The sequence below is a fragment of the Halobaculum rarum genome (genome assembly GCF_040025155.1).
In the GTDB taxonomy this organism is placed as follows: domain Archaea; phylum Halobacteriota; class Halobacteria; order Halobacteriales; family Haloferacaceae; genus Halobaculum; species Halobaculum rarum.
This window is the reverse complement of sequence record NZ_CP157275.1, coordinates 242,957-267,211: the sequence shown is the minus strand read 5'-3', so window position 1 is coordinate 267,211 and position 24,255 is coordinate 242,957. Positions and strand designations below refer to the sequence as shown.

Annotated in this window: 24 protein-coding genes and 1 tRNA gene; 10 read left to right on the top strand and 15 right to left on the bottom strand. The window is 69.2% G+C overall.

Translation table 11 applies throughout. The annotated features are described in order from the left end of the window. Positions 1-93: 93 nt before the first annotated feature. From ABJD39_RS01415 to ABJD39_RS01410, 3 genes are all read left to right on the top strand, one after another. Positions 94-168: transfer RNA gene (locus tag ABJD39_RS01415), tRNA-Val, on the top strand. A 177-nt stretch (positions 169-345) separates the two neighbouring features. After that, a complete protein-coding gene (locus tag ABJD39_RS14985) occupies positions 346-441 on the top strand; it encodes a zinc ribbon domain-containing protein (protein WP_431357858.1) in 96 nt (31 codons plus the stop codon). Positions 442-458: 17 nt separating this feature from the next. Continuing rightward, positions 459-692: a hypothetical protein gene (locus tag ABJD39_RS01410; protein ID WP_348611160.1), complete on the top strand. Its 234-nt coding sequence runs from the start codon at positions 459-461 to the stop codon at positions 690-692. A gap of 29 nt (positions 693-721) precedes the next feature. Here ABJD39_RS01410 and ABJD39_RS01405 read toward each other — a convergent pair whose 3' ends face one another. From ABJD39_RS01405 to ABJD39_RS01360, 10 genes are all read right to left on the bottom strand, one after another. Next, positions 722-943 (bottom strand): hypothetical protein, encoded by a 222-nt coding sequence (locus tag ABJD39_RS01405; RefSeq protein ID WP_348611158.1) that lies wholly within the window; start codon positions 941-943, stop codon positions 722-724. 75 nt (positions 944-1,018) lie between these two features. Beyond that, positions 1,019-1,300: a hypothetical protein gene (locus ABJD39_RS01400; RefSeq protein WP_348611155.1), complete on the bottom strand. Its 282-nt coding sequence runs from the start codon at positions 1,298-1,300 to the stop codon at positions 1,019-1,021. Between the two features lie 460 nt (positions 1,301-1,760). Then, positions 1,761-3,353: an ABC transporter ATP-binding protein gene (locus ABJD39_RS01395; RefSeq protein ID WP_348611152.1), complete on the bottom strand. Its 1,593-nt coding sequence runs from the start codon at positions 3,351-3,353 to the stop codon at positions 1,761-1,763. Further along, entirely contained in the window at positions 3,346-4,608 is a 1,263-nt protein-coding gene (locus ABJD39_RS01390; RefSeq protein ID WP_348611150.1) for an ABC transporter ATP-binding protein, read from the bottom strand. The genes ABJD39_RS01395 and ABJD39_RS01390 overlap by 8 nt, the downstream gene beginning before the upstream one ends. Further along, positions 4,609-5,682 carry an ABC transporter permease gene (locus tag ABJD39_RS01385; protein ID WP_348611149.1) on the bottom strand — a complete coding sequence of 358 codons (1,074 nt, stop codon included), beginning with the start codon at positions 5,680-5,682 and terminating at the stop codon, positions 4,609-4,611. It lies immediately after the preceding gene. Continuing rightward, positions 5,679-6,671, bottom strand: a complete 993-nt coding sequence (locus ABJD39_RS01380) for an ABC transporter permease (RefSeq protein ID WP_348611148.1) — start codon at positions 6,669-6,671, stop codon at positions 5,679-5,681. Before ABJD39_RS01380 ends, ABJD39_RS01385 begins: the two co-directional genes overlap by 4 nt. A gap of 6 nt (positions 6,672-6,677) precedes the next feature. After that, positions 6,678-8,330 (bottom strand): ABC transporter substrate-binding protein, encoded by a 1,653-nt coding sequence (locus ABJD39_RS01375; RefSeq protein WP_348611145.1) that lies wholly within the window; start codon positions 8,328-8,330, stop codon positions 6,678-6,680. Positions 8,331-8,574: 244 nt separating this feature from the next. Continuing rightward, on the bottom strand, positions 8,575-10,842 hold the full coding sequence (locus ABJD39_RS01370; protein WP_348611144.1) for an NADP-dependent malic enzyme: 2,268 nt from the start codon (positions 10,840-10,842) through the stop codon (positions 8,575-8,577). Positions 10,843-10,934: 92 nt separating this feature from the next. Beyond that, positions 10,935-12,320, bottom strand: coding sequence for a DUF7544 domain-containing protein (locus ABJD39_RS01365; protein ID WP_348611141.1), 1,386 nt, complete (start codon positions 12,318-12,320; stop codon positions 10,935-10,937). Between the two features lie 63 nt (positions 12,321-12,383). Further along, on the bottom strand, positions 12,384-13,481 hold the full coding sequence (locus tag ABJD39_RS01360) for a M24 family metallopeptidase (RefSeq protein WP_348611139.1): 1,098 nt from the start codon (positions 13,479-13,481) through the stop codon (positions 12,384-12,386). Between the two features lie 274 nt (positions 13,482-13,755). Between ABJD39_RS01360 and ABJD39_RS01355 the strand changes: the two genes are divergently transcribed. The 4 genes from ABJD39_RS01355 (at position 13,756) to ABJD39_RS01340 (ending at position 17,042) form a co-directional block, all read left to right on the top strand. Then, on the top strand, positions 13,756-14,715 hold the full coding sequence (locus ABJD39_RS01355; protein ID WP_348611136.1) for a succinylglutamate desuccinylase/aspartoacylase family protein: 960 nt from the start codon (positions 13,756-13,758) through the stop codon (positions 14,713-14,715). 302 nt (positions 14,716-15,017) lie between these two features. Then, positions 15,018-15,248, top strand: coding sequence for a hypothetical protein (locus ABJD39_RS01350; RefSeq protein WP_348611134.1), 231 nt, complete (start codon positions 15,018-15,020; stop codon positions 15,246-15,248). A 104-nt stretch (positions 15,249-15,352) separates the two neighbouring features. Next, a complete protein-coding gene (locus ABJD39_RS01345; RefSeq protein ID WP_348611131.1) occupies positions 15,353-16,489 on the top strand; it encodes a pyridoxal-phosphate dependent enzyme in 1,137 nt (378 codons plus the stop codon). Between the two features lie 40 nt (positions 16,490-16,529). Continuing rightward, a complete protein-coding gene (locus ABJD39_RS01340; RefSeq protein ID WP_348611129.1) occupies positions 16,530-17,042 on the top strand; it encodes an NUDIX hydrolase in 513 nt (170 codons plus the stop codon). 33 nt (positions 17,043-17,075) lie between these two features. Here ABJD39_RS01340 and ABJD39_RS01335 read toward each other — a convergent pair whose 3' ends face one another. Next, the gene (locus ABJD39_RS01335) at positions 17,076-18,482 is read right to left on the bottom strand and encodes a tRNA(Ile)(2)-agmatinylcytidine synthase (protein ID WP_348611126.1); all 1,407 of its coding nucleotides are present in this window, start codon (positions 18,480-18,482) and stop codon (positions 17,076-17,078) included. A 178-nt stretch (positions 18,483-18,660) separates the two neighbouring features. Here ABJD39_RS01335 and ABJD39_RS01330 point away from each other — a divergent pair, with 178 nt between their 5' ends. Beyond that, positions 18,661-19,644 carry a transcriptional regulator gene (locus tag ABJD39_RS01330; RefSeq protein ID WP_348611123.1) on the top strand — a complete coding sequence of 328 codons (984 nt, stop codon included), beginning with the start codon at positions 18,661-18,663 and terminating at the stop codon, positions 19,642-19,644. A 51-nt stretch (positions 19,645-19,695) separates the two neighbouring features. On the opposite strand, the gene ABJD39_RS01325 is transcribed toward ABJD39_RS01330, so the two are convergent. Then, positions 19,696-19,953, bottom strand: coding sequence for a glutathione S-transferase N-terminal domain-containing protein (locus tag ABJD39_RS01325; RefSeq protein WP_348611121.1), 258 nt, complete (start codon positions 19,951-19,953; stop codon positions 19,696-19,698). A 120-nt stretch (positions 19,954-20,073) separates the two neighbouring features. After that, entirely contained in the window at positions 20,074-21,270 is a 1,197-nt protein-coding gene (locus tag ABJD39_RS01320; protein ID WP_348611118.1) for a metal-dependent hydrolase family protein, read from the bottom strand. A 112-nt stretch (positions 21,271-21,382) separates the two neighbouring features. Between ABJD39_RS01320 and ABJD39_RS01315 the strand changes: the two genes are divergently transcribed. Beyond that, positions 21,383-22,006 (top strand): transporter, encoded by a 624-nt coding sequence (locus ABJD39_RS01315; RefSeq protein ID WP_348611115.1) that lies wholly within the window; start codon positions 21,383-21,385, stop codon positions 22,004-22,006. A 34-nt stretch (positions 22,007-22,040) separates the two neighbouring features. On the opposite strand, the gene ABJD39_RS01310 is transcribed toward ABJD39_RS01315, so the two are convergent. Both ABJD39_RS01310 and ABJD39_RS01305 read right to left on the bottom strand, forming a co-directional pair. Then, the gene (locus ABJD39_RS01310) at positions 22,041-22,643 is read right to left on the bottom strand and encodes a GNAT family N-acetyltransferase (RefSeq protein ID WP_348611113.1); all 603 of its coding nucleotides are present in this window, start codon (positions 22,641-22,643) and stop codon (positions 22,041-22,043) included. An 85-nt stretch (positions 22,644-22,728) separates the two neighbouring features. Continuing rightward, on the bottom strand, positions 22,729-23,349 hold the full coding sequence (locus tag ABJD39_RS01305) for a metal-dependent hydrolase (protein ID WP_348611110.1): 621 nt from the start codon (positions 23,347-23,349) through the stop codon (positions 22,729-22,731). A 173-nt stretch (positions 23,350-23,522) separates the two neighbouring features. Between ABJD39_RS01305 and ABJD39_RS01300 the strand changes: the two genes are divergently transcribed. Next, positions 23,523-24,242, top strand: a complete 720-nt coding sequence (locus tag ABJD39_RS01300) for a helix-turn-helix domain-containing protein (RefSeq protein ID WP_348611108.1) — start codon at positions 23,523-23,525, stop codon at positions 24,240-24,242. The last annotated feature ends 13 nt before the right edge of the window (positions 24,243-24,255 follow it).

The window sequence follows — 24,255 nt, the reverse complement described above, 5'->3', positions numbered from 1 at the left end:
AGACAAACCGTGGGACGGCGCCCCGGAACGGCACCCTTTCGGAAGCCTTAATTATGTCCCTGTGGAATCGATGGATGCGAAGAACGACCGGTCGGGTTGGTAGTCTAGTCCGGTTATGACACCTCCTTGACATGGAGGAGGCCGGCGGTTCAAATCCGCCCCAACCCATCCGTTTTAAACGGACGAATCACCCCACGTAGCTACGTCCCTTATTACAGCGGGGTGAAGCCGTGAGTCGCACCGTTCAGACGGTCGACTTTGACGACCTGACACCACCGATCTGCGACACCTGCGGGTATCCGATCGAGTCGCCTCACCAGCAGTGCCCCCTCTCGACGACGGGAGGTGTTCGACGTGAGGTACTGCCCGACCTGCGGCGCCCGGCTCGAAGATCGGACACCCTACGGGAGCGGGATCCCCCGCCGCGTCTGCCCCAAGTGAGACGGAGGTGACGGGCGGTGAGCCGGTCGGACTCCGCCACGTCAACGCCGATGCGCACGTACCCGCCGCCGAACCTCCGTGAGGGCGACACCGTGCGCTACGTCTCGCAGGGGATGATCTGCGCGGGACGCGTCATCGAGCGGAGCGGTGACATCCTCGCGGTCGACGGGATCGCCGAGGAGACGATCGCACTCGGTCAGGTACTCACGGTCGTCACCCGCGTCACCGCCCGGACAGAGGCCGACACATGAGTGAGACAGCGTCGACGGGGCGCGTCTACTCAGGAGTCCCCGGCATCGGTCCGCGCGTCGATGTCGAAGAGTTGGACAACGAAGTATATCGCGCTGGCGAAGAGGCTGACTACGAGGATGAGGTAGGCCCCGTCGCTCAGGCCCCCGAACGTCTCCGGGTCATGCAGCCCAGCCGCGGCGACGACGAGGACGAGCCAAATGAGCGTGTGCCTGATGCGACGCAGTTCCTCGGTGGAGGGCGAGTCTGTCATACAGGTAGGGTGAGTGCTGAGAGGTTCGTAAACCCCACCGGTCCGATATTTGGGGGCGATCGCGATGAGTGAGGGTTACCTCGAGCCGTGTCCGTGACCGAGCACCAGTGCGGCCCCGTTCGCGAGCAGCAGCCCGACGAGGACGGAGAGCTGTTCGGTCGTGACGCCGTTTGCGAGGAGCGGCAGGTAGACGAACGGGAGGACGATCGCGGCGTAGAAGGCGAGCGCCCGCACCGGCTCGACCGCGAGCGTCCGACCGGTACCCGTGAATCCGGTAAGGGTGTCCTTCAGACTCGACGATGCCGGCACCGCGTCCCGAAGGGCCGCGACGGAGCGGAGAGGATTGGAGGGCGTCATTTCACATCGGATCGATACGTCCCCGACCACATATAGTATGAAGAGCATTCGGGCAGATTCGAACCGTTCATCCGCTCGTCGGGAGAGAAAGATACGTTTTACGACAACCCGAGAATAGGCTAGACGGTTCATCGTGGCTGCTGAATCTTTTTCTCGTCAGCAAATTAGGCGGTGATATTCGGCGCTCGCGTCGCCGTCAGGCGGCGGATCGGAGCCCAGTCGCGACCCGGCGTCGGGACAGTCGGTCGCGGCGGCGACCGACGCGTCCGGAAGCCTGTTGGTAACCGACCGTTCAGTCGGGCGACTCGGCGCGGCAGGCAGTGGTAGATCCGCCGGGCGTCCGGGTCGTCCGTTCGCGACGGTCGTGGCCGACACGCGAAGTCGGGCCGACCTGGCGATCGAACGATCCGGCCGTCGGTATGTGCGTTCTGGGGAGAAGGTAAGCCGTCCAGTCGACGCCTTACTGGCTGTCGTCGTCCGGCTCGGTGATGTTGTCGGAGTCCGACTCGGTGATGTTGTCGGAGTCCGACTCGGTGATGTTGTCGGAGTCCGACTCGGCAGTGTCGTCGACGCTGTCAGGGTCGGACCCGTCGTCCACGTCGCGGTTGGCGGCCGGCGACGGACCAGGCGCCTGCATCCCGCCCATCGCGTTCCCGATGTCTGTGGGGCCGAGATCGCGGTCGTACTCCTCGTCGGCGAAGAGGTGGCACGCTGCCGCGTGCTCGCCACCGGTCAGGACGGGCTCTTCCTCCTCACACGGTGAGGCGAAGGCCTCCCGAAGTCGGTCCGCGGCTTCCTCCTCACGGCCGTTTGCGAGGATCTCGAGGGCGTCCTCGACGGTGTCCATCGTCGCGCCCGAGAGCCCCGCGAGGTCGAACTCATCGCGCATCGCCTGCTTGAACACGACGGGGTCTCGCTCGAAGTCCTCGCCGTCGTGCTCGCTTTCGAGCGTCTCCCAGACGGACTCGGCGGTGAACCCCTGGCGTTCGAGGCGGTCGCGGAGGTTCATGACTCCGCGGTACTGTTCTTGCGGGATGTCGACGGTCGCCGGCTGGATCACCTTCGGGCAGCGCGTCCGGAAGTGACAGCCCGACGGCGGGTTCCGCGGCGAGGGAACGTCGCCCGGGAGCGCGTCGACGCGTCGCCCCTGTTCCTCGACGGACGCGCGCGGAACCGACTCCAACAGCGCCTCGGTGTAGGGGTGTTTCGGCGACTCGAAGATGTCGTCGGTCGGGCCGGTTTCGACCACCTCGCCGAGGTACATCACGGCGACGCGGTCGCAGATGTGGCGCACGACCGAGAGGTCGTGCGCGATGAACAGGTACGTCAGCCCGAAGTCCTCCTGGAGGTCCTCCAGGAGGTTCAGGATCTGCGCCTGTACGCTCACGTCGAGCGCGGACACCGGCTCGTCGAGCACGATGAACTCGGGGTCGAGCGCCAGCGCGCGTGCGATGCCGACGCGCTGACGCTGCCCGCCGGAGAACTCGTGCGGGTAGCGGTCGATCTGGTCGGCCGAGAGGCCGACGCGTTCGAGCAGTTCCTTCGCGCGGTCGCGGCGCCACTCCCGCTTGGAGCGCCCGTCGTCGGGCGACTCCTCGGGCATGTTGTGGATCTTCAACCCTTCGCTCACGATGTCGCCGACGGTCATCCGCGGGTCGAGGCTGGAGAACGGGTCCTGGAAGACGATACCCGCGCGCTTGCGGAAGCGCGTCAGTTCGTCGCCGCCCATCTCCATGACGTCCTCGCCGTCGAAGCGAACGGCGCCCTCGGTGGCCTCGCGCAGCCGGAGGAGCGTCTCCCCGGTCGTCGACTTCCCGCAGCCGGATTCGCCGACGACGCCGAGCGTCTCCCCGGGGTACACCTCGAGGTCGACGCCGTCGACGGCCTTCACGCTGGTCGGCTCGCGGCCGAGCAGTCTGTCGAACAGCGAGTTGTTCTCGTAGTAGTACTTCCGCAGGCCGCGGACTTCGAGCAGCGGCTCCTCCCCACCCGATCCGGCGGCGGATCCGTCGCCGGCGTGGTCGTCGTTCTCGGCGGGCGCGGACTCACTCATCGTCGCGCACCCCCTCGTTGCGGTCGAAGTGGTCCGGCGGGAGCGCATCCGCCTCGCTGTACTCCCGTCGTGCGAGCACGCAGCGAACGGCGTGGTCGTCGCTTCCCGGTTCGACGTCGTACTCGGGGATCGGTTGGAGGCAGTCGGTCATCGCCTTCGGACAGCGGTCGGCGAAGAAACACCGGCCGCCCATCTCCTCGTCCAACAGCGAGGGGACGTTCCCCTCGATCGGCTGGAGCCGAGGGTCCGGATCGTCGAGGTCGGGAATCGAGCCGATGAGTCCCTCGGTGTACGGATGGACGGGCGAGTCGAACACGTCCGCGAGCGTTCCCCGCTCGACGATCTGCCCCGCGTACATGACACCCACGCGGTTGCACATCCGGGCGATGACGCCCAGGTCGTGGGTGATCATCACGACGGAGGTGTCCTGCTCCTCCTGCAGATCGCGCAGGAGGTTGAGTATCTGCGCTTGGATCGTCACGTCGAGGGCGGTCGTCGGCTCGTCGGCGATCAGCACGTCCGGTTCGCCGGCAAGCGCCTGCGCGATCATCGCGCGCTGGAGCATCCCGCCGGAGAACTGGTGGGGGTACTGGTGGGCGCGCTCGGCGGGGTCGGGGATGCCGACCTGTTCGAGCAGTTCGATCGCGCGGTTCATGCTCGACTCGGAGGTGTACCCGCGGTTCGGCAGCAGGGTGTCGGCGATGAGCCGCCCCATGCCGTACCCCTGGGTGCGCGAGCGCGTGCTTCGCGGGTTCGCGCGGGCGCGGCGCTGCACCTCGACGGCCTCGGCGATCTGCTCGCCGACGGTGATCGAGGGGTTCAGCGAGGACATCGGGTCCTGGAACACCATCGAGAACGCCGGCCCGCGCAGCGCGCGGCGGACGCCCTCGGGCAGCCGGCGCGTGTCGACGAAGTCGTCGTCGACGGCCTCGGGCAGGTCGTCGCGGAACTCGTCGGCGAGGTCGGCGTCGCGGTACCACACCTCGCCCGAGGTGATCCGGCCCGGCGAGTCGACGAGGTCGATGAGCGACAACGCCGCCACCGACTTCCCGGAGCCGGACTCGCCGACGATACCGAACACCTCGCCGTCGCGGACGGTGAAGTCGACGGACTCGACGGCGTTGATCTGGCCCTCCTCGGTGAAGAAGCGCGTCGAGAGGTCCCGGACCCGGAGCACGTCGTCCGGGTGCCCCTCCGGGGCACCGTGCCCGTCGGGGGCGCCGGCTGACTCCGCGGTGGGGACAGTCTCGCTCATCTACATCCCCCCCTCGCCCTCGATACCCGGATCGAGCGCGTCGCGGAGCCAGTCGCCCACGAGGTTGATGCCGATGACCGAGAGCACGATGGCGATCCCGGGCACGGTTGCGATCCACCACGACGACGAGAGGTAGTCACGTCCTTGCGCAATGTCGAAGCCCCATGAGAGCGTCGTCCCCGAGAAGCCGAGGAACGACAGTGCCGATTCCAGCAGGATGATCGCGGCGACCTGAATGGTCGCCAACACGAGGATCGGCGTGATCGAGTTCGGCAGGACGTGCCGGAAGACGATCCGTACGTCGCTGGCGCCGAGTGCCCGCGCGGCCTTCACGTACTCCTCCTCGCGGACCGAGAGCGCCTCGCCGCGCGCGATGCGGGCGAACCACACCCAGTTGACGAACCCGACGACCAGGATGACGACCGTCGGCAACACGAACGTCTCCGGCATCGGGGTCGGTAATCCCAGCGCCTCGCGGAACGACCCCGCCACACCTGTCGTGACGAGTGGGTCGGTGATCGCGATTGCCACGTCCGCTTGGAAGCGGCTGAAGAGCCCGATCAACGCGATCGCGAGCACGAGCGACGGGAACGCCAGCGACACGTCAGCGGTGCGCATCAGCGCGTCGTCGACCCGACCGCGGTAGTACCCCGCGGTCAGCCCGACGGTAACGCCCAACACTGCCGCAAGCACGGTGCCGAAGAGACCGACGAGTAGCGACGTTCTGGCGCCGTATATCGCCCGCGAGAGGATGTCTTGCCCCAGCGAGTTCGTCCCCAGCGGGTGCTGGGCAGTCGCGTTCACCGTGACGTTCTCGGTCACGGTCTGGACGCTTCCGTTCACCATCTCGGTGCGGGTCTGTTGTTCGGTGTCGGTGAACCCCAGCGGGGGAAGCTGCGCCCGGTCGAGGTCCTGTGTGCGGGGGTTGTGTGGGGCGATCATCGGCGCGAGTGCGGCCGCGAGTACGATCACGACCACGAGCACGACGCCGATCCGTGCGAGTCCGGACGACCGGAACTCCTTGCGGAGGTTGCGGATGGTACGCGGGGAGATCGAGAGTGGCCCGATCTTCATTCAGCGATCACCCGCGGGTCGAGATACGCGTACAGCGCGTCGACGACGATGTTCAAGAGGACGAACCCGGTCCCGATGACGATGAGGCTCCCCTGCAGGATCGGCCAGTCACGCGCGTTGATCGCGCGGATGATCTCCGAACCCAGTCCGGGCCACGCGAAGACGGCCTCCGTGATCACTGCGCCGCCGATGAGCGTCCCGAGCTGGAGGCCGAGGACGGTCACCACCGGGATGAGCGTGTTGCGGAGGACGTGCTTGTAGCGGACAAGCGTCTCGGGGAGCCCTTTAGCGCGCGTCGCGCGGACGTACCCCTCCGACAGCTCGTCGAGCATGCCCGAGCGGACCAGTCGAGTGATGAGCGCCGTGAAGTACGTCCCCAGCGTGATCGCCGGCAGGAACAGCGAGGCGAGCCACGCGGTCACGATGGTGAAGAACGGCTCCGGCCCGGTGATCGCCGCCAGTGAGTCCATGAAGCCGTACGCGCGACCGCTGGTCGGGAAGACGTTGAACTCCACTGCGAACACGAGGACGAGCATGATGCCGAGCCAGAAGTTCGGCGTCGAGATGCCGAGCAGCGAGAACGTCGTGGCGGCGTAGTCGGCCGGCTCGTGGCGCCGCGTCGCCGAGATCACCCCGAGCGGGATCGCGAGGACGACCGCGACGACGCTCGCGGCGACCGCGAGCTCCAGCGTCGCCGGCAACTTCTGGAACACCTGCACCGATGCCGGGATACTCGAGATGTACGAGTACCCCATATTCCCCTGGAGGAGTTCCCAGAGGTAATCCAGATACTGGACGTACAACGGCTGGTTCAGCCCCAGCTCTTCAGCGATCCGCCGGCGCGTCTCCTGGCTGGCGTCGAGCGGCGCCACCGTGTCGATCGGCGAGCCGGGAGTGATGAATCGGAGGATAAAGACGACAGTCACGACTCCCCAGACGACACCCACTCCCTGCACACCGCGCTTGAGAAGAAATCGACCGTAGCCCATGGCGGCCTAGTTGCTCTCGCTCGGGAGGCTCTGCGCCTCGTCGAGCAGACGGTCCAGTTCGTCGTTCGCGTACGAGGACAGCGCCCCGTCGCTCGCGAGGAGCGGCTGGATCGTCTGAATGGCGTCGAACGTCGCGTTCCCCCAGCCGAGCAGGTACCAGTCGGGCTTGTCCTCGATGTTGCCCGTCGTCACCTGACTGACGAGCGTCGAGAACTCGACTTGCCGGGCGCTCGCGGAGACGTTCGGCAGCTCATCGACCTGCGAGGCGACCGCCTGCGCGATCTCGACGTCCTTCAGGTATCGACCGATCGGCGTCACGAGCTCGATCTCCGCGTCGGCGTAGCCGGACTCCTCGACGAGCTCCTCGGCGCGGTCGAGATCCCGCGGGTACGGGTCGATGTCCTCGTTGTAGCCGAAGAAGCCCTCGAGCGTCGGCTGGCCGGTCGCCCCGCCGAACGTCTGCAGGACGTTCTCGATGATGGAGTCGAGGTCGACCGCGTAGTTGACCGCCTGCCGGAACGCCGGCGAGTCGAACGGCTCCACGTCGTAGCGCATCGCGTTGAAGATGACTCGCGTGGACGGCACCGCCGAGATCGACGCGTCGTCGCTGTTTTCCACGCGGGAGACCTCCTGGGGCGGGACGTTGACCGCGATGTCCGTCTCGCCGCTGAGGAGTCGGTTCACGCGGGTGGACGACTCGGAGGCGGAGTTGATCGTGAACGTCGAGATGGCCGCCGGCTCGTCCCAGTAGTCGTCGTTCCGCTCGAAGGCGACCTCGACGCCCTGCTCGTAGTTCGAGAGGACGAACGGACCCGTCCCCTCCATGTTCTGGTTGACGTACGCGTTGTCGTTGCTCTCGACCCACGACTTGTTCATCACGTCGCAGTAGGTCGCGAACGACGCGAACACGATCGGGTTGAGCCCCGAGAGGTTCACGTTCACCGTGCGGTCGTCGGCGGAGGCGACCTCGGCGCCCTCGACGCCCAGGAGCTGGTCGACCTGCGGCGACTCGATCCCCACGTCCGACTTGACGATCCGGTTGATCGAGAAGGCGACGTCCTCGGGAGTGAGCGAGTCGCCCGAGTGGAACGGGACGTTGTCGCGGACGGTGAACTGCACCGTCGTCTCGTCGAGCCGCTGGTAATCGGTCGCCAGCGTCTCGACGATCGCGCCCTCGGCGTCGCGCTCGAGGAGCCCCTCGTACGCCTGGAGAACGATGTTGTCGGTCGGCGTCTCGCGGTGGTCCTGCGGGTCGAGTCCCGAGTCCAGCTGTGACTGGGTCATCACGACGTCTTCGCCGGCGTCCGTCGCCGGCTCGATGGCGTAGGCCGCCACGCGCTCGTCGGTGCGGGGCTGCCACTCGATGTCGGAGGACTGCCCGTACACGGAGTACTGGCGGTGGAGGAACACCCACGGCGCCTGGTCGTGGGTGTGGCGGTTGGCGCGCTGGAGGTAGCCGTCGCGGGTGTCCGGCTCGGGCCGCTCGGTCGTCTGCTGCGGCTCGGTCGTCGTTTCCGTGTCGCCCCCGCTCGAATCAGTCGGTTCGTCGGTCGGCGTCGACTCGCCGCCGTTGCCGGAACAGCCGGCGAGCGCGACCGCCGCCGTCGCCGAGCCCGCTGCTTGGAGGAACCGCCGTCTGCTCGTGTCTGGATCAGACATGCCCGGAACGAGGTGAGACGACCTCTTATATGCTGGGGTACGGTATCGCACACCGTCAGGTTCCCGACGGACTACCCCCGAACTCCGGAGTCGCCGCCGTACGCCGGCGACGGGGTTCCGACGGGGTCGGGTTCGAGGTCGGCCGATCGGAACGGGTTCGAGGTCGGCCGGTAGCGCGTCGCTTACGCCGGGCGCGGACCCTCCGCAAACACCGCGGGATCCTCGCCGCGTTCCGAGATCCGGATCACTCCGTTTCCTCGCCCTGCGCGTCGACGACGGCGACGCCGGCGAGGTTGACGATGTCCTTGACCTCGTCGCCGCGCTGCATCACGTGCACGGGCTGGTCCATCCCGACGAGCATCGGACCGATGGCCTCGGCGCCGCCGAGGCGCTGGAGCAGTTTGTAGCCGATGTTGCCTGCTTCGAGGTTCGGGAACACGAGCACGTTCGCGGGACCGTCGAGCGTCGAGAAGTCGTACGTGTCCTCGAGGATGTCCTCGACGACGGCGGTGTCGGCCTGCATCTCCCCGTCGACCGGGAAGTCGACCTCGGCGTCGTCGTGGAGCAGATCGACAGCCTCCCGGGGCTTCCGTGTCCCGGGGTTATCGACGGAGCCGAAGTTGGAGTACGACAGCATCGCCGCCCGCGGCTCGACGTTGAACCGGCGCGCCAGCTTCGCGGTGTGTTTCGTCACCTCGGCGAGCACCTCGGCGTCGGGCGCCTGGTTCACCGTGGTGTCGGCGCAGAACACGACGCGGTTCTTGAAGGTGAGCATGTACACACCGGCGACGTACTCGGCGTCATCGGCGGTGCCGATGACCTGCAGCGGCGGCCGGAGCGCGCTCGGGTAGTGGTGCGTCAGGCCCGTGAGGAGCGCGTCGGCGTCGCCGCGCTCGACCATCACGCTGCCGAAGTAGTTCGTGTCACGGCGGAGCAGTTCGTCCGCCTCCGACCGGGTGACTCCCTTACGCCTGCGGAGTTCGTGGAGGCGGTCCGCGTACACGTCGGCCTTGCTGTCCCCGTCAGGGTCGACGACCTCGGGGTCGAACTCCAGCCCGAGGTGGGCGGTGGTGGATTCGATCGTGTCGCGGTCGCCCAGCAACACCGGGTCGGCGATCCCCTGCTCGGCCATCTGGTAGGCCGCGCGGATCATCTTCTCGTCGGTTCCCTCCGCGAGCGCGACGCGCTTGGGCTCCGAGCGCGCCTTGTTCAGGACGACGCGCATCATCTCGCGACTCTTGCCGAGGCGGGCCTCGAGTTCCTCGGCGTACACGTCGGTGTCGACCTCCGTGCGGGCGCACCCCGACTCCATGGCCGCCTCCGCGACCGCGGGGGCGACCTCGAAGAGGACGCGCGGGTCCAGCGGCTTCGGGATGACGTACTCCGGGCCGTACTTCAGCGGCTGGTCGCCGTACGCCTTCACGACCGCGTCCGGGACGTCCTGACGCGCCAGCTCCGCGAGCGCCTCGGCGGCCGCGCGCTTCATCTCCTCGTTGATGTCGGTCGCGCGAACGTCGAGCGCGCCCCGGAACAGGAACGGGAACCCGAGGACGTTGTTCACCTGATTGGGGTAGTCCGACCGGCCCGTCCCCATGATGACGGTGTCCTCGCGGGCGTCCTTGGCGTCCTCGTAGGTGATCTCGGGGTCGGGGTTCGCCATCGCGAAGATGACCGGGTCGTCGGCCATCGAGCGGACCATCTCCTGGCTCACGATCCCGCCCACCGATAGGCCGACGAACACGTCCGCGCCCTCGATCGCGTCCGCGAGGTCGCCGCCCTCCCCCTCGCTGGCGAACTGCGCCTTGTAGTCGTTCACGTCGCCGGCGGCCGCGCGGTCCTCGGTGATGATCCCCGAGGAATCACACATCGTGATGTTGTCCGGGTCCGCGCCGAGCGAGACGTAGAACTTCGCGCTTGCGATGGCGGAGGCGCCGGCTCCCGAGAAGACGATGTCCAGATCCGAGAGGTCCTTGTCGACGATGTCGGCGGCGTTGAGCAGCCCGGCCCCGGAGATGATCGCCGTCCCGTGCTGGTCGTCGTGGAACACGGGGATGTCCATCCGCTCGCGGAGGCGCTCCTCGATCTCGAAGCACTCGGGCGCTTTGATGTCCTCGAGGTTGATCCCGCCGAACGTCGGCTCCATCGCCGCGACCGAGCGGACGATCTCGTCGGGGTCGTCCTCGTCGAGTTCGATGTCGAACACGTCGATGTCGGCGAACCGCTTGAACAGGACGCCCTTCCCCTCCATCACGGGCTTGGAGGCCTGGGCGCCGATGTCGCCGAGCCCGAGCACGGCCGAGCCGTTCGAGACGACCCCGACCATGTTCCCCTTCGCGGTGTACTCGAACGCGCGCTCGGGGTCCTCGTCGATGTCGAGACACGGCGCGGCCACGCCCGGCGAATACGCCAGCGAGAGGTCACGCTGAGTGTTCGTCGGCTTCGTCGTCGATATCTCGATCTTCCCCGGAGGTTCCGACCGGTGGTACTCCCGTGCGTCGTCGTCTAGTCCCATACCGTCGCGACCGCAGGATCGGGGAAAAACCTACCGAGCCGACACCCCTGAGTTCCCGGGACCCGAAACTGGAACTCGACGCCGAGTTTCCCTTACTCGCGGCGATCCGAGTCGTCTCGGTCACCCGGCGACTCGCCGCCCGCGAGGTCATCGCTGCCTGCTGTGTCGTCGCTGTCGTTCCGCTCGTCCGGGTCGCTCGAATCGTCCTGCTCGTCTGACTCGTCCGTCATAGCGGACGATGCGGGCACGAACCCGCCGAACTCCTCGTCCGCGGGCGATTCGGCGTCGCCGCCGGCGGCGTCGCCCTCGTCGCCGAGACCCGATGCGTCGTCTCCGCCGTCGCTCCCGTCGTCCCGGAGCGCGGCGGCGACATCGCCGTCGTCGTCGCCGCCGTCGCGGTAGCGCCCGATGAGATCCAGGTTCTCGCCGAACCGACCGAGCGCGGCGATCTCGTAGGACCGCCGGTACGTCACCGTGAGCACCTGAACCGGGAGCAAGACGAGTGCAATGAACACCGGAACCCCGACGACGACGCCGGCGAGCACACCCAGGCCGATCCCGAGATCCGTCGTCGCGGCGCCGCTGGAAACCGTCCCGACGGCGAAGCCGATCCCGGCCGCGGCGGCACCGACCACGAGCAGCCCGACCAGCAGCAGGACGAACGAGACGATCGAGAGGCCGATCCCGACGAGTACGTGCATCACGAGGTAGACGATCGTCTGTCCGGGCTGACTCCGGAGGCGCGGCCACACCCGGCGCCAGCCGTCGATGACGCCGCCGCCGTCGGCGATCATCGCCGGGACGACGAACTCGACGGTGAACCGGTCGATGAGCGCGTACACGACGACGTACGCGATCGCCACGATCGCCACTCCGGCGAGGATCAGCGGTCGCCCGGTCAGCGACTCGACGCGGGTGCCGCTGAGGACGATCGCGGCGATCACGGCGGCCGGAGGGACGATGAACGCCGCGAACAGCCCGATCCGGAAGCCGAGCAGCCGGAGCCCGTTCGTCAGGTGGTTGCCGGCGTCCCGCAGGAGTCGGAGGTCGTCGCGGGCGATGGCGTCGACGAGGACGAACTCGAACACCGGCGAGAGGAGGATCGCGAGCAACGCGACCACGGCGATCACGGCGAGGACGGCGATCCCGAGCACACCGAACGCGGCCGTCTCGGGGAAGTTCCCGGTCTGAAGCACGGGATTACCGAACGCGATCGCTCCCACCGAGAGCGTCGGGACCGCGACCAACAGCGCCGCCAGCGCGCTCGCGCCGCCGGACGGGGCGGAGAAGCCGCCGGCCCCGGCGAGGCGTGCGCCGAAGTTGCCGGCGTTACTGGCGACCTGTCCGCCGGCGCCGCCGCCGCCGGTGAACAGGCTCACGACCACCATTCTGATCCATCGTCCGAGGCTGAAGGGAAAGAGGAACTCGCGGGTCACGTCGATCGCGTCGTCGACCGCGTCGACGCCGTGCCAACTCATGCCGGCATCTCATAGTCACACAACATGAAGGTTGTTTCTCGGGTTGCTTACGGACCTCCGGCCTCAGTTCTGCAGGATCGCCGGCCGCTGCAACGCGAGCCCGTCGACCTCGACGGTGTCGGTCGGCCAGCGCCCCGAGTCGGTGAGCACCTCGACGGAGTCGTCGGTGACGTAGGCTGTGTCCTCGCTTTTCGCTCCCCGAACGGTCGGGTTCCACGCGTAGGCGGCCTCGGTCGCGACGGGCGCGTCGCTGCCGGGCGTCGCGAACCACTCCCGGCCGGCGTACCCCGTCGCGCCGCCCTGGTGATGTTCGCGCCACTCGCCTTCGTACCCCTCCTCGGCGTACGCCTCCCGGATCGCGGCGAACACGTCGCCGGCGGTGGCGTCGTCGCGTCCGGCGGCCCCGCGAGTCGCCGCGAGCGCGCGCGTCTCCACGCGCTGGGCCGCGCGGTGACGCTCGTCGAGCCACTCGGGTGGGTCGAACGCGACCGTCCGGGTGCAGGAGGCGTGTAGCCCGCCCCGCCGAGCGGTGACGATCACGAGCGCGTACTCGCCCAGCGCGGCGTCGGTCGGCGTCGGATGTCGGTACTCGGGCGCGCGCTCGCTCCCGCCGACGAGCACGACCGGCGCGTCGATGTTCCGGCCGGCCAGCGAGATCCGCAGCCCGGCGGCGACCTCGTGTTCGGTGTCTCCCGGCTGTAGCTCCCGACACACCGTCTCGACCGCCAGCGCGACCTCCCGGCCGAGGTCACGGTACGCCGCTAGGTCGTCCTCGCCGAGGCGTAGGCGCAGCCGTGTGGGGTCGACCGAGTCGAGCCCGGGTACGTCGAAGTCCGCCGCCGCGGGCGTCGGCGAGCGCGCGGCAACTGATTCCGGCAGAGAGGCCTCATACCAGTCGTCGGCGGCGACGGACATCGACAGCTCCGTGGGGAGTTCCTCGGCCGCCAGCCGTGCGGCCTCGATGTTGTTCGTGACGACCGTCCACTCGCCGTCGCCGAGGTAGCCCGCGGCGGCGTCGCCCACGTCGGCGCTCGCGTCGACCCAGTTGTCGCCGCCGGTGAGCCACGCGAACGCGTTGGGTCGCGCGAACCACACCGCCTCGTACCCCTCCTCGGCGAGGAAGCGCTCCAGGCGCTCCTCGCGCTCGTCGATGTCGACCATACTCGCGGGTCCGACCGCCCGGGCTTCAATCCCGCGGCATCGTCGGCGACCGTCGAAACTCGACGGTCCCGATCAACCGCCGGAAACGGACGACGACTGACCAGCCACAGGGCGACCGGGGAGGGGCGGGGGATTTCGCGATCGGGAGCGGCATCACCCGCCAGTTCACCGCCGTGGGGGAGGCGATGGAGATGGACGAGTCGAGATCCGAACTGTCGGAGGCGAACGATCGGACCGAACCCCTAAAGAGGCGATACTCGAAAGCCACGACGTAATGAAGACGACGCTCGGGAGCGCGAGTGCGTCCCCCGGCGAGTTCGACACGGGCCGGCTCGCGGTCGGGGAGACCCGCGACGGCTCGACCGTCGGGCTCCCCGTGGCGGTACTCAACGGGGCCGAGGACGGAAAAACGCTATACGTGCAGGCGGTCAGCGACGGCGACGAGCTCAACGGACTCGGCGTGATCAACCGCCTCGTGCCGCAGCTCGACCCCGACGAGATCGCGGGGGAGATCCTCTTCGTCGGGATCGTCAACTACCACGCCTTCCAGGTCGCCGAGCACCGCAACCCCATCGACGACACGAAGATGAACCGGGCGTACCCCGGCGACGCCAACGGCACCTCCTCCGAGCGCATCGCCGCCGCGACGTTCGAGGCCGCCAAGCGCGCCGACCTTATTGTCGACCTCCATCAGGGCCGCACTTCCCGGATGATCAACGAGACGCGCGTGCGGTGTGGCCCCCGCCACCGCCTCCACCGCGAGTGCCTCGAGCTCGCGAAGGTGTTCGGCACCGGCTACGTCCTCGACCAGAAGGGTCCCGACGGGCAGCTCGCGCGGGCGGCGCCCGACAACGGTATCCCGACGATCGACCCGGAGCTCGGCGGCGCGGTCGGCTGGGACGAGGAATCGATCCGGATCGGCACGGAGGGGATGGTTCGCGTGTTCCGCTACTACGGCTTCCTCGAGGGCGACGTGGACCGCGAGCTACAGACCCGGGCCTCGGGGTTCGACCAGTACGGCACCCCCGCGGGCGGGCTCGTCACCTTCGAATGCGACCTCGGCGACCGCGTCGAGCGCGGCGACACGCTGTTCGAGGTGACCGACGTGTTCGGCTCGCTCAAGGGGCGGGTCACCGCCGATAACGACGGCATCTTCTGGCGTTCCCGGCGCCTGCCGCAGGTCGCCACCGGGGAGTACGTCTGCTCGGTAGGGACGGACATCGATCAGTTCTAGCTCCCCAACACTGGCAGGGTACCACGGTCCAGTCACCAAGGCGCCGGTCTCGTTAGGGCTCGGCCGTCGACCCGTCCGACTCCCGTGTCCGTGCCGATGGCGACGCTCGACGATACCGCACCGAACCCAGGTCAAACGGATGACGAACGGTCGGGACGCTGAGCAGTCGAACGAACGATGCACGTATCGAGAAGGCGCTCGGCGCTCACCGGAGATGGAATGATAACCATACCAGGGTAGGCTGAAAACACCTTCATGACTACCCTCGAGTAAGCACGTCCTATGCTGGGTGTGACCGCTCCATGTCGCTGAAACAGATGGCACGACCGGACTGGGACGTGATCGATCAGGTCGCGGGGATAACGGGGTTCGGCTGGACGGCGTCCCTCCTCGGGTATCTGGGTACCGCTATCGGGTATAGCAACTCCCTTATTACGAATCCGCAGACGCTGCTGTACGTCGGGAGCGTCTTCTTCGTCACGACGCTCGGCCTCGACCGGCTCAGATCCAAGCGGTCGAACGACGATCGGTAGCGGGTCGCCGACCCCCGACTCCCGAGCTTCGATCCCCGGCCAACGGCTCGGACTCGATTCCGCGAACCGTCACCTACTGGTCGGTCGCCGTCGCTCGTTCAGCTATGACCGCTCCGCCGCTCCGCTGTCCCGACTGTGGCGCCACGTACGCGGACCGCTGGCGCTGCGAGTGCGGGCACCCGCTTGAGTACGGATCCCGACCGCTTCCGAACGGGCCCGCGCCCGATCCGGCCGCGTTCGACACGCGCGACGGGCTCTGGTCGTTCGGCGAGTTCCTCCCCGAGTTGCCGCAGGTCACCCTGGGCGAAGGGATGACACCCCTCGTTGACGCCGATGCGTGGGACGCCCAGTTCAAGTTGGAGTACGTGTTCCCCACCGGCTCGTTCAAGGACCGCGGCGCGACGACGACCGTCTCGCGGGCGGCCTCCCTCGGCGTCGACACGCTCGTCGAGGACTCCTCGGGCAACGCCGGCGCCGCGATCGCCACCTACGCCGCCCGCGCGGGCATCGACGCCGAGATCTACGTCCCGGCGTCGGTGAAGGACGCAAAACTGCGGGCGATCCGCCGCGCCGGCGCGACGCCGGTGAAGACCGAGGGTCCGCGGCAGGCGACGACCGACGCGTGTATCGACGCCGCCGAGCGGGCGGCGCGAAGCGCCGCCGACGGGGCGAGCGGCGACGAGCCGCGAGTCACGCGTGCCGGCTGGTACGCCAGCCACGCGTGGAACCCCGCGTTCTTCGCCGGAACCGCGACGTTCGCCTACGAGACCGCGCTCCAGCGCGATTGGGACGCACCCGACGCGGTCGTCCTTCCGTTGGGGCACGGCACGCTCTTCTTGGGCGCCTACCGCGGCTTTCGCGCGCTTCGCGACGCCGGCTGGATCGACGAGGTGCCCCGGCTGCTCGGCGCGCAGGCGGCCGGCTACGCCCCGTTCGTCGAGGCCCTCCACGGCGCGGACGCGGCCGCCGGCGACAACGACGCCGCGGACGGCATCCGGATCCCCGAGCCCGTTCGCCGCGACCAGATCCTCGAGGCGATCGACGACACCGACGGCGACGCGATCGCGGTCGGGGGCGACGCCGTCGAGACCGAGCTCGCCGATCTCCACGCGGCGGGCTTCTACACCGAGGCGACCTGTGCTGTCGCGCCCGCGGCGCTGCGCGCGTACCGCGATCGGGGCGCGCTCGACGGCGACGAGGACGTCGTCGTTCCCTTGACTGGAAGCGGGCTGAAGACGTGACCGTGGACCGAACGAGGTCGCTCTTCACGGTGGTCGGGTCGTGATCACCGTCGACGGCGACTACTGCCCGCTATGTGGCGCTGAACTCGATCGCATCCGTGTCGAGGGACGCGAACGGCGCCGCTGTCCCGACTGCGACCGTGTCGTCTGGCAGAACAGCAAGCCCGTCGCGAGCGTGGTCGTCCGCGACGGTGAGGCGGTGCTCCTGGGCAAGCGGGACGTGGAACCCAACCGGGGATTGTGGGGTATCCCCGGCGGCAACCTCGAACACGACGAGCATCCCGCGGCGGGTGCCGCGCGGGAACTCCGCGAAGAGACGGGCGTCCGTGTCGACCCCGACGATCTGCAACTGGTTTCCGTCGATCACACGGCGAAGGAGCGCCGGTCGGTTGTCGGGATCCGCTACGTCGTCGACCGGGCCGCTACAACGGGCGAGCCGACCGCCCGCGACGAGACCAGTGCCGCCCGGTTCGACTCGCTGGATGGGTTCCGCGACGACGGCGGGATCAGCCCGTGGGACCGCGACCTGCTCGCGGCTGTGTTCGGCGACTGACTCGGTCCGCAGTGGGTCCTCGCCCGAGCGGAGTCACCGCTCGGGGTGCGTCGGCGCGTCGAAGCCGCCCCGAACGAGCGGCTTGCTGATGTGGCGCCGCGCGCACGGCGGCACCTCATACCAGCCGGGCTCGAGGCCCCGATCGACCGGTTCGGCGACCTTCCCGGGTTCGCTGGTTCCGCAGTCTCGACAGCGGTAGCCCTGATCTGCGCCGGCCGACTCCATCGAGCGGCCGCAGCCCGGGCACGTCGGCACCGCCGGCTCCGTCTCGACGAGGTCGCGGACGGCGAACTTCTCGAGTTTGAGCGTGCCGTCGGCGACCTCGCCGCAGAGGGTGAGGCGGTCGCCGATACGCAGGTCGCGGACGCGGTCACGGAAACGCTTCGTCGGCTCGAACGCGACGCAGTCGACCGCGGCCGGATCCGTGGTCTCTCCCTCGGCGTCGTCCCCGTCGCGGGCGGCCACCTCGAAGAACACGTGGCCGCCGCGGCGCGTCTCGGGCGCCGCCGCGACCTCGCCGTCGACGCGGTAGGCGCCGCCGTCGCGCAGGTCGCCGAGGGTTCCCTCCCGCAGGTGCACGTCGGTCCCCTGGTTCGTCACGAACAGCGCGGACCGTTCGACCGGCTCCCCGTCGATCCCGTCGGCGACCGACCGGACCGCGTCGGGGTCGTCGCCGCGGATCCCGTGGAGGATTGGGCCCGGAGCGTTCGGGACGCACACCGCCTCGCGCTCGCCGCGGTCGACGGTGTCCCACGCGAGCGGGTACGCCTCGTCGGCGGCGGCGAACACGCTCACCTCGTCGACCTCGCGGGGCGTGCCGCACCGATCGTACTCGCGGTAGGAGATGTGCTCGTACGTCCAGTCGTCGAACGCTCGCCACGCGCCGACGGCGGCGAGCGCGCCGATCCGCCCGCGGCCGGTCACGCCGCCCGCGTCCTCGTTCGCGGCGGCAGCTCGGGCGGTGTCGTCGGCGTCGCCCACGTCGTCGCCGGCGGCGGCTACTCGGGTGTCGTCACCGCCGTCGGCTCCCCATCCGCGATGGTCGAATCCGACCTCATCGGCGAGCGCGAGCGCCTCGTCGAGGTCGTGGAACTCGCGGACCGCCTCGCGCGCGAACGTGGCGACGCGATCCGGGACATCCGCCGGGTCGCAGTCGGCGACGACGACGCCGGGGGACGTCCGCGGGTCGGTGTCGACGGCGTACGTCCCGACCAGGTCGCCCGCGATCGCCAGCGCGTCCTCGGGGCGTGCGTCGGTGTGGAGCGCGAGCGCGGCGTTGCCCCGCGTCTTGTGCTCGACGGCGGGATTGAGCCGGACGAGCAGCCGGCGATGGACGGCGTCGCCGGCGTCCTCGATGGCCTCGGCGACCAGCGCGGCGAGGTACGTACTGCACATCCCCGCGGTGCGCGAGTCGGTGTCGTCGATGCCGAGGACCGTCACGCCCGGTGGGAGACCGCGGCCGGAGTTGTGCCTTTCGCGTCGGGCGCCGTCCGCCGGCGGCCACACGGATGTATAGCTCTATCGGCCGCGAGCGCGTACTGACCGCGTCACGGCGTCGAATGGGCCGTCGTGACACTCGGCACAATCCCTTTAAGCTGTGAGTCGCGTATATACGGGTATGTCGCGGAAAGCGCTGGTCGGGAACGTGACCGCCATGCTCGCGGACGCCGACTTCCTGGTCAGCGAGCGCTGTGCGGTTCGCCCCAAGAGCTTCGACGTGGCCGCCCGACGCGGGGACGACCTCCTCCTCGTGAAGGTGCTCGGCAACGTCGACGCGTTCGACCGGGCCACGGGCGCGGAGATGCGCCGGCTCGGGGAGTACCTCTCGGCGACGCCGATCCTCGTCGGGATGCGCACGCGCGACGAGGACATCAAGCCCGGCGTCGTCTACTTCCGCCACGGCGTCCCGGCGATCCACCCCGACACGCTGTACGACCTACTCGTCGAGGAGGTGCCGCCGCTTATCTACGCCGCCCCGGGCGGCTTGTACGTCAACATCGATGGCAACACGGTCGCCGACGAGCGAAGGGGCCGCGGCTGGAGTCTCGGCCGCCTCGCCGACGAGTTGGGCGTCTCCCGGCGCACCGTCGCGAAGTACGAGGACGGGATGAACGCCTCCGTCGAGGTCGCCGTCCAACTGGAGGACCTGTTCGACCGCCCCTTCTCGGACCCCGTGCGGGTGATGGAGGGCGCCGAGGAGGTTCGCGAGGCCGACCCCACCCCGGAGCCGCCGGAGGTCGACCCCGACGACGAGCACGTGTACGGCGTGCTCTCGCGGGCGGGGTTCGCGGTCCATCCGACCCAGCGGGCGCCGTTCACCGCCGTCGGCGAGGACGAGGCCGAGCCGCGCGTGGAGTTCACGCTGCTCACCGGGCACTCGCCGTTCACCAGGACCGCCGAGAAACGTGCGAAGCTGATGGGGTCGCTCGGGCGCGTCACCGGCACGCGTGCCGTCTACTTCACCGAGGGAGACGACGAGCCGAAGGAGGAGACCGTCGACGGCACCGCCATCGTCACGATGGTCGAGCTGTCGCGCGCCGACGACCCCGAGCGTATCCGCGAGCTGATCCGCGAGCGCTCCGACGAGCCGGCGGAGGCGTGAGCGGGCCCGACAGCGCGGGACCGTTGTGCAATTGACCGCGCGCTAAAACGACTACGCGGCGCCTTCGCCGTACGTCTCCTCGAGGTACTCGACGATGTCGTCGGACTCGGGCATCCCTTCGACGCCGTGTTCCTCGTCGACGAGGACGGGAACGCCGGTCTGTCCCGACACCTCCTCGACCTCGGTGCGGTCGGCGTGCGAGCCCGGGACCGTGATCGACTCGTACTCGAGGCCGAGTTCGGCCAGCTTGTTCGTCACCTTCGCGCAGTACGGGCAGCCTTCCAGTTCGTAGAGGACGAGATCTGACATCGCATCCCGACGTAGCGCCGCCGCCGACTTAAACTCCGCCGGGGTGTGCACCGGGAGTGCGGAGGCGATCCGCGACCGATCGATCTGCGACCGATCGATCCGCCACCGGTCGGCTCACGCTCAGTCGTCGCAGCGGGTGTCGACGATCGCCCGCTTCGTCCGTTCGTCTCCGCCCGCGACGACCGAGCCGCCCTTGAGCACGACGTCCGGGTCGTTCAGCACGGTGAGGTCATCGGTCGGATCCGCATCGACAACCAACAGGTCCGCGTGCGTCCCCGGATCGAGCGTCCCCTGACCGTCGAGGCCGACGGCTTCGGCGGCGATCTCCGTCATCGCGAGGATCGCCTCCAGCGGGTCCATCGCGTACTCGTGCATGAGCCGAAGCTCCGCCGCGTTGCTCCCGTGCATATTGAACGGCGTCCCGGCGTCGGTTCCGCCGGCGATCCGGACGCCCGCCTCGACGGCCCGCCGGAAGGAGTCGAGGTGGCGTTCGTACACCGCCTCGGTCTGGGTGCGGTCCTCCTCGGTCGCGGCGTCGACGTTGCGGACGATGTGGTGGGGCGCCGACAGCGTCGGCACGAGCGTCACGTCCTCGCGGACGAGCATGTCGATCGCCTCGTCGTCGAGGAGCGTCCCGTGCTCGACGGTGTCGACGCCGGCGGCGACGGCCGTCTTCACGCCCGCGCCGCCGTGCGCGTGAGTCGCCGTGTGCAGTCCGCGGCGGTGGGCCTCGTCGACGATCGCCTCGACCTCGGCGTCGGTGAGCGCGACGGCGTTCGGGTCGCTACCGGGCGTCGTCACCCCGCCGGTCACCATGAACTTGATGAAGTCGGCGCCGCGCTTCGCCTGCTCGCGGACCGCCCGTCGGGCGTCGTCGGCGCCGGTGATCTCCCGGCCGAGGTGGTGACCGTGGCCGCCGGTTGCCGTGATCGACCGACAGTTCGCGACCGTTCGCGGGCCGGGAACGTCCCCCGAGTCGATCCGGTCGCGAACGTGCACGTCGATGTCGCGCGCGCCCATCACGCGGGCCCCGGTTACCCCCGCTTCCAGCGTCAGCCGGGCGTTGTGCGCCTCCGTCAGCGCGAGTTCGGCGTCGCTTTGGCCGACGACGTCCTCGACGGTTCGCTCGCCCGACAGCGAGAAGTGCACGTGCGCGTCGACCAGTCCGGGGAGAACGGCGTACCCGGTGAGGTCGACGACTGACTCGTCGCTCCGGGCGGTCAGATCGCCCGCGTCCTCGATCAGTCCCTGAGACACGCGGAGATCGCCGACTCGGACGCCCCCGGAATCCACGAGCGTCGCGTCCCGCAGAAGCATGCTTTCGGGTCCGGCCGGCGGTCGAATGAGGGTTCCGGATCCGGGGGCGGAGGATCGCGGACCCGACGGCACGGCCACAACGGGTTTAGCTCGCGGGGATCTCCCCGAGGGCATGGGGGATGACCGAACGAACGCGGGAGCGACGGGAGCGGATGGATCGAACACGGCAGGGATACGCGAGCGGATCTCGCTGGGTCCCGGGATGCTCGCGGGAGTCGGCGCGTACCTGCTCGGCTACCTCGTGACGTACGCGACGCAGGCGGGTGCGGTCCGTGAGCGGGTCTCGGGGCTGAACTTCCTCGCGAGTTTGTTCGGCGGCGACCCGGTCGCGGCGTGGCAGGGCGTCGGCTGGTACTTCTACAACGCCCACTTCGTCGCGACCGTGTCGCCCTCGTTCGGCGGCGGAACCCGCTCCTCGAATCTCCTCGCGAGCGCGGACGCCGGGCTATCGTACCTGTACGCGGTGCCGCCGCTCGCGCTGCTTCTGGCCGGCGCTGCGGTCGCCGTGGTTGAGGGCGTTGACGACCCCGCCGACGGGGCGCTGGCCGCGCTCGGCGTCGTTCCGGCGTACGTCCTGCTCGCGGCCGTCGGCACCGTCGTCTTCGCGTACGGCGTCGGCGACGCGGGGAGCGTCCACCCGGACTACGTCACGGGCGCACTCCTCGCCGGCGTCGTCTACCCGACCGTTTTCGGCGGTATCGGGGGCGCGCTCGGCTCGCTTGTCGGCGACGCCTGAAGCGACGAGTCGACGGAGCAGCCGAGGTCGCGGTTTACAGATCGCGGGCGACCATCTCGCCCCAGTGTTCGAAGCCGTACCGATCGTAGAACGCCTGCGCGCGCTCGTTCTCGCGGTCCACGTCAAGCACCATCCGGTCGAGCGGCAGGTCCTGCTCGCGGGCGGTCGAGAGCGCGGCGTCCATCAGGCCGTCGGCGACGCCCGTGCCGCGATACTCGGGGCGGACGTACACCTCGTTGAGGACGGCGGCGTCCCAGACGAACGACAGCGACTCCGGGAGCACGAACACGTATCCCGCGAGATTCGACGCATCGATGTCGGAACCGTCGCCCGCGGCTGAGTCGTCGGCGGCGTGGTCCGCGTCGTCCTCTGCGGCGCCGCCAGTGACGGCCGTGTCGCCTCCAGCCTCCGCGACCGTCACGGTCGACGCCTGCTCGTCGACGCAGCGGTCGACCCACTCGAGCCAGCGTCGCCGGTACTCGTCGGTCAGCTTCGCCTCGTACGTCGCCGCCTTCTCCTCCCCGCCGGTGCCGGCGCCGAGCCCTGTCTCGAAGCCGCGCTTGAGTGTCCACAGTTCGTCGGCGTCGCCGGCGCGGTACGGTCTCACGGTCGGTCCGGCGTCGGCAGTCTCGCGCATACCGATGCGTCCCCCGCCGATCGAATCAAGCCGACGGTGGCGGCGAATCGCGGAGGCGTACGATCCTCACTCATGCGCTCGGTCGTCACTCGCGGCGCGCGAATCGAACCACGAGCACGGCGGCGCTCGTCGCGACGAGCAGCAACTGCCACCCGGCCCACACGAGCGGGAACACGCGCTCGACGTTCTCCGGTTCGTCGCCGGGCGAGGGGTCCACACCGGTCGAGTAGTGGAGGTTCTTGGTCGTGCGAACCGTCTCGGGCGCGAGGTCGACGAACGTCTGAAAGAAGCCGCGTTGGTTCGATAGCCCCGCACGGCCGTTCAGCGTGTAGAACTGGTCGTGAAGCGGCCAGAACAGGTTGACGCCGTTGGCGACGTAGTCCAGTCCGACACCGGCGACGGCGAAGCCGGCGAGCGCGACCCACGCGACGTGCGGCGCGGCGTCGCCCCAGCGTTCCCGCAACCACGAGTGCTCGCGAACGCTGGCGTCGTATGCGAGCACGCCGACCAGCGCGATCGGGACCAGGACGTTGTGGCCCAGCGAGCGGTGCGCGCCCGCGAGAAACGGCGAGACGAACGAGTCCAGGTCCGGGAGAACGGTCGCCAGGAGGACGACGCCGACCGCGCGACGACCGAACGCCGACTCGCGCAGCAGCGCCGCCGCGAGCAGGCCGCCGAGCGCGAGGTGGACGAGCGTGGACGGCACGGCGTGAGTCTGGCGGCGCGACGGTATGGCCGTTTCGGCGTCCGGGGCGCCCGATGGTTGGCGTCGCCGCCGGCGCTTGGGCGACGGAAGCGCGGGCGTTCCCGGCGCCGACCGCAGCGGCGTGAACCGTCCGCTCCGACACCCTTACACGCGGGTGCGACGACCTCCGGGCTATGACAGTGGGCGACGACCCCGGCGAGGCGCGCGCGCAACTCGCCCGCCGGATCGCGGGAGAGATCACGCTCTCGGCGGACCCGGGGGCGACGCTCCGGAAGTGGCGCACGGACTTCGACGTCTCACAGACCGAGTTGGCCGAGCGGATGGACGTCTCCTCGTCGGTCGTCTCCGACTACGAGAGCGGGCGCCGGGAGTCGCCCGGGATCGGCCTCGTCTCCCGGGTCGTGGAGGGGCTGCTCGACATCGACGAGGCCCGCGGGGGCTCGCGCATCCGACAGTTCGCCCGGATCGTGAGCGCGGGGTTCGAGTCCGACATCGTCCGCGACATCCGCGAGTATCCCGCGGCGATCCCGACCGAACGGGTGTACGAGGCGCTCGATGCCACCGAGATCACGCCCGGCGAGCGCGACACCGTCAACGGCCACACGGTGATCAACTCCATCGAGGCGATCACGTCGCTGTCCTCCGAGGAGTTCTACCGGCTGTACGGCCAGTCGACCGACCGCGCGTTAGTGTTCACGGGCGTCACCCGGGGAGAGTCGCCGCTGGTGGCGCTACGGGTCGTGACGCCGACGCCGAACGCGGTGATCCTCCACGGGGTCGACGAGGAGGCGCTGTGGGATCACGCCGCCGCGCTGGCGCAAGTCGACGGGTTCTCGTTGGCGGTGTCGACCGCAGAGCTGGAGCCGGCACTGGAGGAGCTTCGGTCGCTGTAGCCGGGTCGCCGAA